At 69.2% G+C, this 13,157-nt stretch carries 13 protein-coding genes; 2 read left to right on the top strand and 11 right to left on the bottom strand.

Annotated elements, in window-relative coordinates:
• Nucleotides 1-287 (bottom strand): transposase (locus tag BMX16_RS17425; RefSeq protein ID WP_143058077.1); only part of this gene is annotated, 287 nt, incomplete at its 3' end.
• A 156-nt stretch (nucleotides 288-443) separates the two neighbouring features.
• Complete coding sequence (locus BMX16_RS16185) at nucleotides 444-1,181, bottom strand: hypothetical protein (protein ID WP_089905690.1); 738 nt, start codon at nucleotides 1,179-1,181, stop codon at nucleotides 444-446.
• Nucleotides 1,182-1,406: 225 nt separating this feature from the next.
• On the opposite strand from BMX16_RS16185, the gene infC reads away from it, so the two are divergent.
• On the top strand, nucleotides 1,407-1,922 hold the full coding sequence (gene infC / locus BMX16_RS16180) for a translation initiation factor IF-3 (protein ID WP_245731710.1): 516 nt from the start codon (nucleotides 1,407-1,409) through the stop codon (nucleotides 1,920-1,922).
• A gap of 243 nt (nucleotides 1,923-2,165) precedes the next feature.
• Here infC and BMX16_RS16175 read toward each other — a convergent pair whose 3' ends face one another.
• Nucleotides 2,166-3,572, bottom strand: a complete 1,407-nt coding sequence (locus tag BMX16_RS16175; protein ID WP_089905686.1) for an OmpA family protein — start codon at nucleotides 3,570-3,572, stop codon at nucleotides 2,166-2,168.
• A gap of 171 nt (nucleotides 3,573-3,743) precedes the next feature.
• On the opposite strand from BMX16_RS16175, the gene BMX16_RS16170 reads away from it, so the two are divergent.
• Nucleotides 3,744-4,439 carry a hypothetical protein gene (locus BMX16_RS16170; protein ID WP_089905684.1) on the top strand — a complete coding sequence of 232 codons (696 nt, stop codon included), beginning with the start codon at nucleotides 3,744-3,746 and terminating at the stop codon, nucleotides 4,437-4,439.
• A 391-nt stretch (nucleotides 4,440-4,830) separates the two neighbouring features.
• Here the strand turns inward: BMX16_RS16170 and BMX16_RS16165 are convergent, their stop codons facing one another.
• The 8 genes from BMX16_RS16165 to BMX16_RS16130 form a co-directional block, all read right to left on the bottom strand.
• Nucleotides 4,831-5,355, bottom strand: a complete 525-nt coding sequence (locus BMX16_RS16165) for an SRPBCC family protein (RefSeq protein ID WP_089905682.1) — start codon at nucleotides 5,353-5,355, stop codon at nucleotides 4,831-4,833.
• A gap of 46 nt (nucleotides 5,356-5,401) precedes the next feature.
• A complete protein-coding gene (locus tag BMX16_RS16160; protein WP_089905680.1) occupies nucleotides 5,402-6,043 on the bottom strand; it encodes an ATP-binding cassette domain-containing protein in 642 nt (213 codons plus the stop codon).
• On the bottom strand, nucleotides 6,040-7,011 hold the full coding sequence (locus BMX16_RS16155) for an ABC transporter substrate-binding protein (protein WP_089905678.1): 972 nt from the start codon (nucleotides 7,009-7,011) through the stop codon (nucleotides 6,040-6,042). Before BMX16_RS16155 ends, BMX16_RS16160 begins: the two co-directional genes overlap by 4 nt.
• A 118-nt stretch (nucleotides 7,012-7,129) precedes the next feature.
• On the bottom strand, nucleotides 7,130-8,383 hold the full coding sequence (locus BMX16_RS16150; RefSeq protein ID WP_089905676.1) for a glycerate kinase type-2 family protein: 1,254 nt from the start codon (nucleotides 8,381-8,383) through the stop codon (nucleotides 7,130-7,132).
• Between the two features lie 210 nt (nucleotides 8,384-8,593).
• Nucleotides 8,594-10,117 carry a UxaA family hydrolase gene (locus tag BMX16_RS16145; protein WP_089905674.1) on the bottom strand — a complete coding sequence of 508 codons (1,524 nt, stop codon included), beginning with the start codon at nucleotides 10,115-10,117 and terminating at the stop codon, nucleotides 8,594-8,596.
• Nucleotides 10,110-11,294 carry a mannonate dehydratase gene (gene uxuA / locus BMX16_RS16140; RefSeq protein WP_089905672.1) on the bottom strand — a complete coding sequence of 395 codons (1,185 nt, stop codon included), beginning with the start codon at nucleotides 11,292-11,294 and terminating at the stop codon, nucleotides 10,110-10,112. The genes BMX16_RS16145 and uxuA overlap by 8 nt, the downstream gene beginning before the upstream one ends.
• A complete protein-coding gene (locus BMX16_RS16135) occupies nucleotides 11,291-12,727 on the bottom strand; it encodes a mannitol dehydrogenase family protein (RefSeq protein WP_089905670.1) in 1,437 nt (478 codons plus the stop codon). The genes uxuA and BMX16_RS16135 overlap by 4 nt, the downstream gene beginning before the upstream one ends.
• 108 nt (nucleotides 12,728-12,835) lie before the next feature.
• The coding region (locus BMX16_RS16130) for an SDR family oxidoreductase (RefSeq protein ID WP_143058076.1) at nucleotides 12,836-13,157 on the bottom strand (322 nt) is incomplete at its 5' end.

The raw sequence follows: 13,157 nt of genomic DNA, 5'->3' as shown, positions 1-13,157 counted from the left end.
AAAGCCCCCAACGTCCCCGCTGCGCGCGCACGGCGCCAATCGGTCAACGCGGAGGAATAAAGCCCCTCCCGCCGCAGAATGGCTGAAACCGTGCCTGTATCAGCAGCATGGTCCGTCTCATCCAGAATGCGTAGTTTGTATTTTGCAGTGAACGTGCGCCGCTTCGGGGTCGTCGTCAGCTCGGCCGTAGGGACACGCGGCGCAGCTACGACGCGAGCGGGTGGGATCGTAGGCGAAATCTCAGATCCGGTATCCTGTGGAGGCGGCATCTGTGAAGGCATTACCATGGGTTCGGTCTCCTTCGCCCTCAAGTCTAAACTTTAGCCAGTCAAATGTCTCACTCTTATTGGCACGGAGGGGAACGCCAGACGTCGGTGACACGACAAGGGGGCCGCATCGGTGTGATGCGGCCCCCCTTTTTTGTCGTCAGTGCCCGAGCAGGATCAGGCGCCCAGCGCCTCGCGCAGGCGGATGAGCGTGGCGTCCAGCAGCGCGGGATCATCCTCGGCGGCGCGGACGCTGTCGGTTAGCGCCGTCTTTTGCACGTCCGACAGGTCGCTGGCGGCAATGCGGCCCACGACGGCATCCGCGTCGAAGCCTGCCGGCGTCAGCAGCACGTCCAGCGGCACGTCGGCGGCCGCAGGCTCGATCCGGTCGCTGAGGTCAGCGGCGGCACCGGCCAGCGCGCCTGCGGCGGCGTCGGCGGCATTCTGCAGGGCGGTCCCGGCCTGATCGGCGGCATCGCTTGCCTGCTGGAGGGCTGCGGCCGTAGCACCTTCGGCATCGTTCGACAGGTTTTCCAGCGCCGCACCGGCGTCGGCAGCCGCGTCACGCGCCAGGTTGGCGGCATCGTTGGCCGCGGCGGCGGCCTGATCCGTGGCGGTGTCGGCGGCGGCACCTGCCTCGGCGGCAGCGGCATCGGCGGCGGCGGCCAGATCGGCTGTCGCATCCGCCGCTGCATCGGCGGCGGCGGCGGCCGCAGCGGCGGCCTCGTCGGCGGCATCCGCGGTGGCGGTGGCTGCGGCATCGGCGGTGGCGTCCACGTCGGCTGCGACCTGATCGGCGGGCGTCACCGCCCCGGTGCCGGCGACGACGGCCTGCGGATCGCGGCCGTTGACGGCGTATTGAAAGCCGAAATAACCAAGAATGGCCACGACGGCGATTATGACGATGGCGCGCATGGAATGTCCCCTTTTGCGTGATGCGCCTTGCGGCGCGGTCTGGCCCGCAGATGCGGTCGCACGGTCGCGGCGTCAAGAACCATCGCCCCCGATCGGCGGTTTCGGGCATGTAAACCACCGATTTGCGCCTTGAAGCGGACGCGCCACAGGTTTAGGTTCCCATGATCAAATTCAAACGACCAAAGGATGAAGACCATAGGACGCAGACCCCATAACGCACCCCCCGTGCGTGAGACCGGCCCCCGGATCAACGAACGCATCCGCGGCGGCGACATCCGCCTGATCGGTGCCGACGGCGAGAACGTCGGTGTCGTCAGCCCCGAGCGCGCGATGCAGATGGCCGAGGAGGCCGGACTCGATCTGGTCGAGATCTCGCCCAATGCCGTGCCGCCGGTCTGCAAGATCATGGATTTCGGCAAGTACAAGTACGAGACCCAGAAGAAGGAAAACGAGGCGCGCAAGAAGCAGAAGATCATCGAGATCAAAGAGATCAAGTTCCGTCCGAACACGGACAGCAACGATTACGATGTGAAGATGCGCAGCGTCTACAAGTTCCTCGAGGGCGGCGACAAGGTGAAGGTCACCCTGCGGTTCCGTGGCCGCGAGATGGCGCACCAGGAATTGGGTCGCCAGCTGCTGGAGCGGGTGGCCGAGGACACCAAGGAGCACGGCAAGGTCGAGAACTTTCCCAAGATGGAAGGCCGCCAGATGGTCATGCTGATCGGCCCGATGCCGAAGTAAGGCCCGAGGCGAATCGTGAGAAAGGCCCCGATGGCGACATCGGGGCCTTTTGCATGTCAGGAGTTGAGTGACGTCCGGGGGGCCAGCCCGTCGCCGGCCAGTTCTCGAACCGGTGGCGCATCCGCCGTCCACCCCCGGGATATGTCCGACCAGAAGAAGGGGAGCGTGTGCGGGGCGGGCTTTTGCAACGACAAACGGCCCGCGCCTGTGTCGCGGGCCGTCCATGTCATCGCTCGGGTCGGCTTAGCTGCGCAGCAGCTGCGTGATATTGCGCACCGAAGCGCGACGGTTCGCACGTTCGTCACCCAGCGACTGCACGCGCAGGAACTGCTCGCCGTAGCCCTGCGTCACGAGGTTCTCGGGCGGGACCGAGAAGTACTGCGACAGGGCCAGCGCGACCGTTTCGGCACGACGGTCCGACAGACCCAGGTTGTAGCCCGCATCGCCGACGGCGTCCGTGTGCCCTTCCACGAGGAAGATCGCGGAGGGGTTGTTCGCGACGATCTGACGGATCGCGCCACCGAGGGCGGCAAGCTGTTCGGCCTGGCTCGGCTGAATGGCGGCCGAGCCCGTTTCGAACGTGATCGCGTCGAGGTCGATCTGCGGCGCAAGGGCGCGTACCTCGCGGATGCCGCGCACCTGTTCAAGCGAATAGGTCCGCCCGGTGTTGGCCAGCAGGCTGGCCGTCAGCGCGGTTTCGAGCGCCGCCTGATCGTTCAGCGCAACGGAGCGCGACGAGACACGTTCTGTCGGGACCGGCGGCAGGTCCGAGACGACGACGGGCACGGACGCGGTACCGAGGTCATCGATCAGCGCGACCTGCGTGCCGTCGACCTGCGTCAGGCTGCGGCGCAGCACGGTGCCGTCCGCCGAGCGGATCGTGGTGACGACGCTGCCGTCGTCACGCGTCACGGTGGTCAGGGTCGAGCCGTCGTCGAAGGTCTGCGTGCCGACCTGCGCGCCGGGCTGGCGCAGCAGCACGTCATCGTTCTTGAGCACGCGCAGCTGCCCGTCACGCTCCACGATCACGCGGTCGCCGGAATTCGACACGACCTCGTCACCGTTGCGCAGCAGCGATCCGACCACCACGGCGCCGAGGCCGAGGACAAGCGCCTTCTCGAAGTTCGACAGGCCGTCGTCGTCATTCGAGTCCGCCTCGCGGATGTCGCCGATGCGGTTGACGAAGTCTTCGTCCGCGGTGCGCACGTCGTCCTCCGTCACGTCCTCGGTCACGACCTCTGGTGCATCGCCGTCCACGGCCGTTCCGGCGGCGAGGGCCGCGGCAGCCGCAGCCGCGGCCGCATTCTGGCGCTCCGCCTCGAGTTCGGCGGTGCGGTCGGCCTGATCTTCGGCAGAAGGTGCTTCGCCTTCGACGGTGGCTTCGGCGGTGGCCTCGGTCTCGACGTTCACATCCACGTCCGCCGCGGGCGGCGTGGCCGTTTCGGCACTCGTGTCGTCGGCGACGGTCGAGCCGTCTTCGGCGGGCGGCGTGGCGGTATCCGCCGTCGTCGCATCGTCCGCCGTCGCCGGATCTGCGGCGGGCACGTCTTCGGCGGTTGCAGTATCGTCGGTCGCGGCTTCGGCGACCGGTGCGGCCTCGCCTTCGGTCTGCGCCGCGATCGCCGCAGCAGCGGCATCGGCATCTCTCATCGGTGCATCGTCGGTTGCCGTGATCTCCGCTTCGGCTTCTGCTGGGGCTGCGGTGGTTTCGGCTTCGGCTTCGGCGTCAGCGGGCGCTGCGGTGGTTTCGGCTTCGGCCTCTGCCGGGGCGTCAGCGGTATCGTCGGTTGCAGCATCCGCAGCGGCCTGATCGGCAGCAGCTTGGTCATCAGCGGCCTGATCGGCAGCGGCTTGGTCCGCAGCCGCCTGATCCGCAACGGCCTGATCCGCAGCAGCTTGGTCCGCAGCGGCCTGGTCCGCAGCAGCTTGATCAGCAGCGGCTTGATCGGCAGCGGCCTGATCCGCAGCAGCTCGGTCCGCAGCAGCTTGATCAGCAGCAGCTTGATCAGCAGCGGCTTGATCGGCAGCGGCCTGATCCGCAGCGGCTTGATCGGCAGCAGCTTGGTCCGCAGCAGCCTGATCCGCTGCAGCTTGATCAGCAGCAGCCTGATCGGCAGCAGCCTGATCCGCAGCTGCTTGGTCTGCAGCTGCTTGGTCTGCAGCAGCCTGATCAGCAGCGGCTTGGTCGGCGGCAGCCTGATCGGCGGCAGCCTGATCGGCAGCGGCCTGGTCGGCGACTGCGGCTTCGGCGGCTACGACATCAGCGGCTGCGATGGCTTCGGGGCCACACACCACGGCATCGTCTGCCGGTGCCTGCTCGCCACCCGCGCTCAGTGCGGCGGCCAGGGATGCGGCGTCGCCAGCGGTTTCGCCATTCGGTGCCACGCAGGGGAACGGTGCGCCTTGTGCAGCAGCGTCCTGTGCAATGCCCGGCGTCGCCAACGACAGGCACAGCACCAGCGATGTGGTCGATTTCAACAAGGTCTTCATCTGTTTCCTCCGGCAAACGGCCCGTGACGGGTCCGCACATATCGCTGTTAAAACCCGCACATCGCGACACACGTTCCTGTCGTCATCAGGGAACCAGCGGAAAACCGCCGATCGTGACGGTGTCGATCGACGCCGTTCGATGACAACCGACAGGCGGTGCCACACCGGATGGGTTCATCGCACCGCCCGTCGATCAATGGCCCTGCTCGACCAAGTCACGCCATGCGAAACGGGCACGACACCTGCCACAGGCAACTAGACCTTGCGCAGTCGCCTCGCCGATGCGGTCAAGGTCGGGCGACGTCGTGACCCGTCCCCGTCCATCACATACCCGCAGCTTCTTCTGGTCAGAAATATCCCGGGGGGCGGCGCAGCCGGGGGGCTGGCCCCCCAGCGACGCTGCACCCCGGCACAAGGCCTAGTCCTTGCTGCCGATCAGCCGCTTGACCCATCCCTTTTTCTCGACCGGCGGCGCGTCGGGGACGGGCACGTCGGCGGCGTCCACACCCTCGACCACCGCTTTGAAGTCGTCGAAGAACTGGTCCGCCATCTTGCGCGCAAAGCCGTCGATGATCCGGCTGCCGAGTTGCGCCATCTTGCCGCCGACCTTGGCGGTCACGTCGTAGGACAGCCGCGTGCCGCCCTCGCTGGGCGTCAGCACCACCGCCGCCCCGCCAGAGGCGAAGCCGGCGGGTCCACCCTTGCCCTGCCCGCTGATCGTCAGGCTGTGCGGGGCGATCATCTCGCTCAGCGTCACCTCGCCCTGGAACGTCGCCTTCACCGGGCCGACCTTCTGGACGACCGTGGCAGTGAACCCCTCCTCCGGGCTGCCCGCCATGGCGGTGCAGCCGGGTACGCAAGCCTTCAGCACCTCGGCGTCCAGCAGGGCGGCCCAGACCACCTCCGGCGGGGCTGCGATCTCGCGTTCGTCCTTCAGTTCCATGGTTCCGGTCCCTCCCTGTCATGCGTGGCCTGCGCCGCCGCTCGCGTCACGCTAACAATCCACCGCCCGCATCGCCAGACCGAACCGGCATGGCGTGCACCGTAGCGGGCCGCCCCGACAGGTGCAGCACCCGCGTGGCCAGACGCGCCACCTCGGCGGGGGTGTGGGTGACGATCACGCAGCCCATGGGGCGGCGCGCGGCCAGCCCCGCGAACAGCGACATCATCGCATCGGCGGTGGGCTGGTCGAGCGACACGAAGGGTTCGTCGAGCAACATCAGGTCCGGTGCGGTGGCAAAGGCCCGCGCCAGCGTCAGGCGGCGTTGCTGACCAAGGCTCATCTGATCAGGGAACCGCGCGGCCAGATCGCCGACACCCACATCCTCCAGCGCCGCCTGTGCCGCGGCGGGGGTGACGCCCGCCGCGATCTCGACGTTGCGGCGTGCCGTGCGCCAGCGCAGCAGGACCGGTTCCTGAAAGACGAAGGCGATGCGCGGTGTGACGGCGCGGATGCCCACGGCGGGGCTCAGCCCCGCGAGGATGCGCAACAGCGTCGATTTGCCGATGCCGGACGCGCCCGTCAGCGCCAGCACCTCGCCCCGTGCGACGCGCAGCGCTACGGGGCCGAGAACGGGCGTCGTGCCATAGGCGAAGCCCGGCAGGTCGAGGGCCGCCACCGTGTCGGTCATGCAGGCGGCAAGGTGTAGAACATGGCCTCCGGCAACGCCGTCACGTCGCCGACCAGATCGGGCCCGCCCAGATCCGACATCAGCGCCAGCATCCGCTGTGCCGCCGCCACGTCGACCGGACCCGGCAGCGGCTTGCCTGCGGCGAACCCCGCCTGCAACGCGGCAAAGGCCGCGTCGTCCGGATCGCCCATGCGCGTACGCAGCCGGGCCCATGCGGCGGAATCGTCCGCCAGCACCGCCTTGGCCTGTTGCGATGCACGGGCAAGGCCCGCCACCAGCGCCGGGTTGTCCTCCAGCAGCTTGGCCCGCACGACATAGCCCAAGAGCGGCGTGGCGGGATCGAGGCCCAGCGCCGTCGCCGCATCGGCGATCGAGATCAGCTCGCGCATCCCCTCGGCCTGCATCCGCGCCATGAAGTGCCAGACGTTGATCGCCCCTTCCAGCTGCCCGGTGGTGGCGGCGTTCATGATCAGGGGCGGTGCGCCGAACACCTGCGTGGTCGCCGCCGCCAGATCGAGGCCATAGGTCTGCTGCGCATAGGCCTGCAGGATGATCCAGCCCTTGTCCAGCCGCCCGCCCGCCACGCCGATGCGCCCGCCGTCAATGTCGGCCAACGTCTGCGCGGTGGAATCCTGCGGCACCAGCAGGCCGCCCACGGCGCGGCTGAAGGGGATGAACACCAGCGCCTCGCCCGCCGCGTTCTGGCGCGCGACCCAGATCCAGTCGCTGACGATCACATCGACCGCCCCGCCCTGAAACGCGATCTGCGCCGCATCCGCCCCCGCCGTCGCCTGCACGTCGAGCGTGAAGCCGTTCGCCGCGTCCAGCCCGTAGTGTCGAATCGTGTCCAGTTCCCACATCACGGTTCCGGTTTCCTGTGCCGCGGCGCGCAGGGTCGGGTCCTGTGCGGCGACAGAACCGGCCATCGCAAGCCAGAGGGCCAGTGCCGCGTGGTGGAGGTGTCCCATGATCGTTCCCTTCGGTCTGTCGCCGGACCTGCGCCGGGCACGCACCTATCCCGCAGCGCGACGGGTCACGCAAGGCGAGGCGAGACACCTCGGCTGCGGCGATCTGGCGTCGTGCAGCCTAACCGGCGACGTAGATCGCCCGCAGATCGTTCACGTTGGTCAGCGTCGGCCCGGTCACGACCTGATCGCCGAGGGCCGTGAACAGCGCATGGGCGTCGTGGCCGTCCAGCACCGCGCGTGGATCGAAGCCCAGCGCCCACGCCCGTGCCAGCGTGTCGGGCCCGATCACCGCCCCCGCCGCATCCCCCACACCGTCGATCCCGTCCGTGTCGCCCGCAAGTGCCGTGATGCGCAGGTGCCCGTCCAGTGCTATGGCCAGCGCCAGCGCGAATTCGACGTTGCGCCCGCCTTGCCCGGTCTGCGCGCCGGGCTTCAGCGTCACCACCGTCTCGCCGCCCGACAGCAGCACGCAGGGCGCGCCGAACGGCAGGCCATGGCCTGCTACGCTGACCGCGATGCCCCCCAGCGTGCGGGCGACCTCGCGCGCCTCCCCCTCCAGCGCATCGCCGAGGATGTGGCAGGGTATGCCGTGGTCTGCCGCCACCTTTGCTGCCGCACGCAGGGCGATAAGAGGCGAGGAGATCAGCCTGAACGATGCCCCCGCCAGTCGCGGATCGCCGGGCTTCACCGTCTCACACAGGGGCGGTGCGGTGATGCCGTACCGCGTCAGGATCGCCTGCGCGTCGGCCACCGTCGTCGGATCGCCCACCGTGGGGCCGGATGCGATGACCGTGGCCGCATCCCCCGGCACGTCGGAGATCGCCAGCGTCACCACCCGCGCCGGATGGCACAGGGCGGCCAGATGCCCGCCCTTGATCGCCGACAGGTGCCGGCGCACGGTGTTCATCTGCGCGATGTCCGCGCCGGAGGCGAGCAGTGCCGCCGCAATCCCCTGCTTGTCCGCCAGCGTCACGCCGGGGCCTGTGTCCACCAGCAGGGCAGAGCCGCCGCCGGAGATCAGGCAGATCACAAGATCGTCCGCCGAAAGGCCGGTGCAGGCCGCCCTGATCTCTGCCGTGGCCGCGAGCCCTGCGGCGTCCGGCACCGGATGCGCCGCCTCTCGCACCGCGATGCGCTGGCAGGGCACCGCATGGCCATAGCGGGTCACGACGACGCCGGACAGCGGACCGGGCCAGTGATCCTCGACTGCGCGGGCCATGGCGGCGGCGGCCTTGCCTGCCCCCACCACGACGGTGCGCCCGCGCGGCGGGTCTGGCAGCGCGGGCGGCACGCACAGGGCCGGTTGCGCCGCAGCGATCCCTGCGGCGAACATGGCCCGCAAGAGGGCGTCGGCGGTGTCGAAGGGGGGCATGGCCAAGGTCCGTTCGCTGGGGATGGCGTCAGGCTAGACCGCCCCCGCGCGGCACACCAGATGCGGGACCGCGCGGTCGCATCCGCCAGGGGGCTGCCGGTGACTTGCCCGCATTGGTCGCGACCATGGGCGGGCGGTGGTGCGCAGAGGTATGGACGGCGCGTCGGATGGCGGATGCCACATGACCGTGACGCGACACCGCCCCCTTCATCACATCACGCAGCCGACCTGCCAGGGCACGAACTCGTTATCACCCAGCCCCAGCGCCTCGGACTTCGTCACCTGCCCCGATGCGGTGGCGCGGATCAGATCGAAGATCGCCTGCCCCGCCACAGCGATGGGCGTGCCACGGCTGACGATGTCGCCGGTGCCCATGTCCATGTCGTCAGGCATCTGCGCCAAAAGCGCGTCGGAGGTCGCGATCTTGATCGTCGGCGCGGGTTTCGAGCCGAACGCCGACCCTCGCCCGGTGGTGAACACCACGATCTGCGCGCCGCCCGCGATCTGCCCGGTAGCGGACACCGGATCGTAGCCCGGCGTGTCCATGAACACGAAGCCCGGCGCATCCACCCGGTCGGCATAGTCGTAAACCGCTGCAAGCGGCGTCGATCCCCCCTTGGCCGCAGCCCCCAGCGATTTCTCGAGGATGGTCGTAATCCCGCCCTGCTTGTTGCCGGGGCTGGGGTTGTTGTCCATCGACCCGCCGTTCTGGGCCGTGTACCGCTCCCACCAGCGGATCTGGGCGATCAGCTTGTCGGCCACCGCCGGCGTCGCCGCCCGGCGCAGCAGCAGGTTTTCCGCGCCATAGATCTCGGGCGTTTCCGACAAGATGGCCGTCGCCCCCTGCGCCACCAGCAGGTCGGACGCGACGCCAAGTGCCGGGTTGGCCGTGATCGCCGAGAATCCGTCCGATCCGCCGCATTGCAGGGCGATCCGCAGCGCAGCCATCGCCTGCGGCGTGCGGGCGACAGCGTTCACCTGCGGCAGGATACCCGCCACATGCGCCTTGATCGCGTCGATGGTGGCGCGCGTGCCGCCGGTGCCCTGAATGGTCAGCGCGTGGAACCGTTCGGTCCCCGCAGCACCGAACTGCGCCTGCATGCGGGCGATCTGCATCACCTCGCACCCCAGCCCGACAAAGACGGTGGCGCCCACGTTGGGATGCGTCGCATGGCCCCACAACACCCGGTCGAGGATCGCATACCCCGGCCCGTCCTCATCCATGCCGCAGCCGGTGCCATGCGCCAGCGCCACGATGCCGTCGACGTCTGCGTAGCCGTCCAGCAGCCCCGACGCCTCGATCTCGGCCGTCGCCTTGCGGATCACGGTCGCCGAACAGTTCACCGTGGCGATGAGTGCCACATAGTTGCGCGTGCCCACGCGACCGTCGGCGCGGGCATAGCCCTGAAACGTCAGCGGTGCGGTTTGCGGGACAGCGGCGCGGGCGGCGTCGAGGTCCACGCCCACCGCATAAGCCTGATCGTGCGCAGAAAACGCGCAGTTGTGGGTGTGGACATGATCGCCTACCGCGATGGCTTGCGTCGCGGTGCCGATGATCTGGCCGAACTTCAGCACCACCGCACCCGTGGCCATCGCCACCCGCGCGACCTTGTGCCCCGCAGGAATCGCTGCCGTCAGCGGCACGCCCAGCCCCAGCGGATCGCTGCCCGCCGGGGCGCGGGCAGTCAGGACCGCCACCGTGTCGGCGGGGTGCAGGATCAGGGGCTCAGCCATGCGCGCGCCCATGCGACAGCGCTCGCATGACCCCGCGCAGTTCCGCCAATCCCCGAAGACGCCCGATCAGCGGATAGCCGGGGATCAGCGTCCGGTCGAGGTCGGACAGGATGTGGTGCCCGTGATCCGGCCGGAACGGAATCGCGTGATCGGCGCGACCCGCATCGCGGCGACGCGCCTCCTCCGCCAGCAGCACGGCGCACAGGGCGACCATGTCGGTGTCGCCGTCCAGATGGGCCGCCTCCTCGAAACTGCCGTCCGCATCCTTTCGCACGTTGCGCAGGTGGGCGAAGTGGATGCGGTCGGCAAAGCGCGCCGCGATGGCCGGCACATCGTTGGCGGGATTGGCGCCCAGCGATCCTGCGCACAGCGTCAGCCCGTTGGCGGGCGCATTCACCGCGTTCATGATCCAGCCGATGTCGTCGGCGTCCGACACGATGCGCGGCAGGCCGAGGATGTCGCGCGGCGGGTCGTCAGGATGGACGCAGAACCGCATCCCCAGATCGTTGGCGGCCGGAATGACCTCCTCCAAGAACCGCTTGTAGTTGGCGCGCAGGGCTGTGCGGTCGATGTCCGCATAGCCCGCCAAGGCGCGGCGCAGGCCGGGAATGTCGTAGCGGTCGAACGCCCCCGGCAGGCCCGCCATGATCGAGGCGAGCAGCGCGTCGCGGTCCCCCTCGGTCGCCTGCTGATACCACGCGGCAGCGCGGTTCAGCACGTCGGGGGTGTAGTCCGCCTCCGCCTCCCTCCGCCCCAGCATGTGGACCTCGAAGGCGGCCATGCGATGCGCCTCGAACCGCAGGCAGGTGCCGCCGCCTGCGACGGGAGCTGTCAGGTCGGTGCGGGTCCAGTCCAGCAGCGGCATGAAGTTGTAGCAGATCGTGGTGATGCCGTTCGCCGCGAGGTTCGCCATCGACTGGCGGTAGTTGGCAAAGAGCGGGGCCAGATCGCCGGTCCCGGTCTTGATGTTCTCGTGGATCGGCAGGCTTTCCACCACGACCCAGTCAAAGCCCGCGCCGCTCACACGTGCCTTGCGGGCGGCAATGGCCTCCGTGCCCCAGACCTCGCCATAAGGGATCTCGTGCAGGGCCGTGACGATGCCGCGCGCACCGGTCTGTGCCACTTCGGCCAATGCGATGGGATCGAGGTCGCCGTACCAGCGCCAGCTCTCGATCATGTCGCCACCTCCTGCACCGCAGCCCGCGCGCCGACGACCCATAGCCGTTCCGCCGCACGGGTCACCGGGGCGGTCAGCAGGGCCGCGATGTCAGCGGGAAAGATCTGGTCCAGCGACAGCAGCGCGGACGCCATCGCCGTGGGGCCTTGGTTCAGCCCGCCGGTCGCCGTTCGACGCAGCAGGTCGGCCAGCGGGTCACGGACATCGATGGGCTCGTCCGCCTCGTCCGTCCCCGCCGCATAGCGCATCCACCCCGCCACGGCGAGGCACAGGGCCGGGCTGGCACGGCCCGCGCCTAGGTTCTCTCGCAGGGTGCCCAGCAGGCGCTGCGGCAATTTTTGGCTGCCGTCCATGGCGATCTGCCACGTGCGGTGGCGGATCGCGGGGTTGGCATAGCGGTCGAACAGCGCATCCGCGTAGGCCGCCAGATCGACGCCCGGGGGTGCCGCGACGGCGGGCATGATCTCTGCCCAACAGGTGCGGACATAGGCGGCGAAGGCGGGGTCGGCGACGGTATCGGCGATCGTCTCGTGCCCCGCGAGATAGCCGAGGTAGGCGAGTGCCGAATGCGTGCCGTTCAGCATCCGCAGCTTCATGTCCTCGAACGCGGTGACGTCGGAGACCAGTTGCACGCCGGCCGCCGCCAGATCGGGCCGCGCGCCGCCCACGAAATCGTCCTGCACCGCCCACTGGCGGAACGGTTCATGCATGACTGGCGCGGCATCGTGCCACCCGGTCAGGCGTTCGACGAGCGCGATGTCATCCGCCGTCGTGGCCGGCGTGATGCGGTCGACCATCGTGGCAGGAAAGCGCCCCTCTGCCGCGATCCAGTCGGCCAGCACCGGATCGATCCGCCGCGCGAGGTCGAGGACGACGCCGCGCACAAGCGCCCCGTTGTGCGGAAGGTTGTCGCAGGTCAGCACGGTGAACGGGGCGATCCCAGCGGCACGGCGCAGCGCCAAGGCCCGCACGATGTAGCCGGGGGCGGAGCGTGGCAGGTCGTGGGTCAGATCGTGGACGATGTCCGGATGGTCCGCGTTCAGCGCACCGGTCGCCGGGTTGTGGCAATAGCCCTTTTCCGTGACGGTCAGCGAGACGATTTTCACGGCGGGATCGGTCATTGCGGCAAGGACCGCCGTCGGGTCCTCGGGTGCCACCAGCACGTCGGTCAGCACAGAGGTCACGCGGGTCTGGGGACCGTCGGGGGCCAGAGTGACAGCGGTATAGGCCCAGCCCTGCGGGCGCAGCGCGTCGCGGGTGTCGGGGTTGCGCAGGCTGACGCCGCAGATGCCCCAGTCGCCGCCGGACGCCTGCACCGCATCGTCCACGATCACGCAGCCGAAGGCGCGAAAGAACGCGCCGAGACCCAGATGCACGATGCCTGTGACGGGGCGTGGGGAGTCGGGGCGGGTCAGGCGGTTGGTCTGGATCATGGGTGGCACCGAGGGGTCAGGCATGGAGGAAGGGTCGGAAGGTGTGCCGCACGCAGGCATGACGCGTGGCGGAGCGAGCATCGAATCGCGGGAGGGCGGGTCAGACGGTCACCGTGCAAGCCAGCCTCCATCCACGTTGAGGATGGCACCGTGGACGTAAGAAGCGGCGGGGGTGCACAGGTACACGGCGGCCCCCGCGATGTCGCTCGCCTCTCCCCAGCGGCCCGCCGGGATGCGCGCGAGGATGGCGGCGTTGCGGTCGGGGTCGGCGCGCAGGGCCTCGGTGTTGTTCGTCTCGATGTAGCCCGGGGCCACCGCGTTCACGTTGATGCCCTTGGCCGCCCATTCGTTCGCCAGCAGCTTCGTCAGCCCGGCCACGCCGTGCTTGGACGCGGTATAGCTCGGCACGCGGATGCCGCCCTGGAACGAC

This window comes from Loktanella fryxellensis, from assembly GCF_900110065.1.
GTDB lineage: Bacteria > Pseudomonadota > Alphaproteobacteria > Rhodobacterales > Rhodobacteraceae > Loktanella > Loktanella fryxellensis.
Note: the sequence above shows the minus strand (reverse complement) of the source record. Positions and strands in the feature narration are given on the sequence as shown.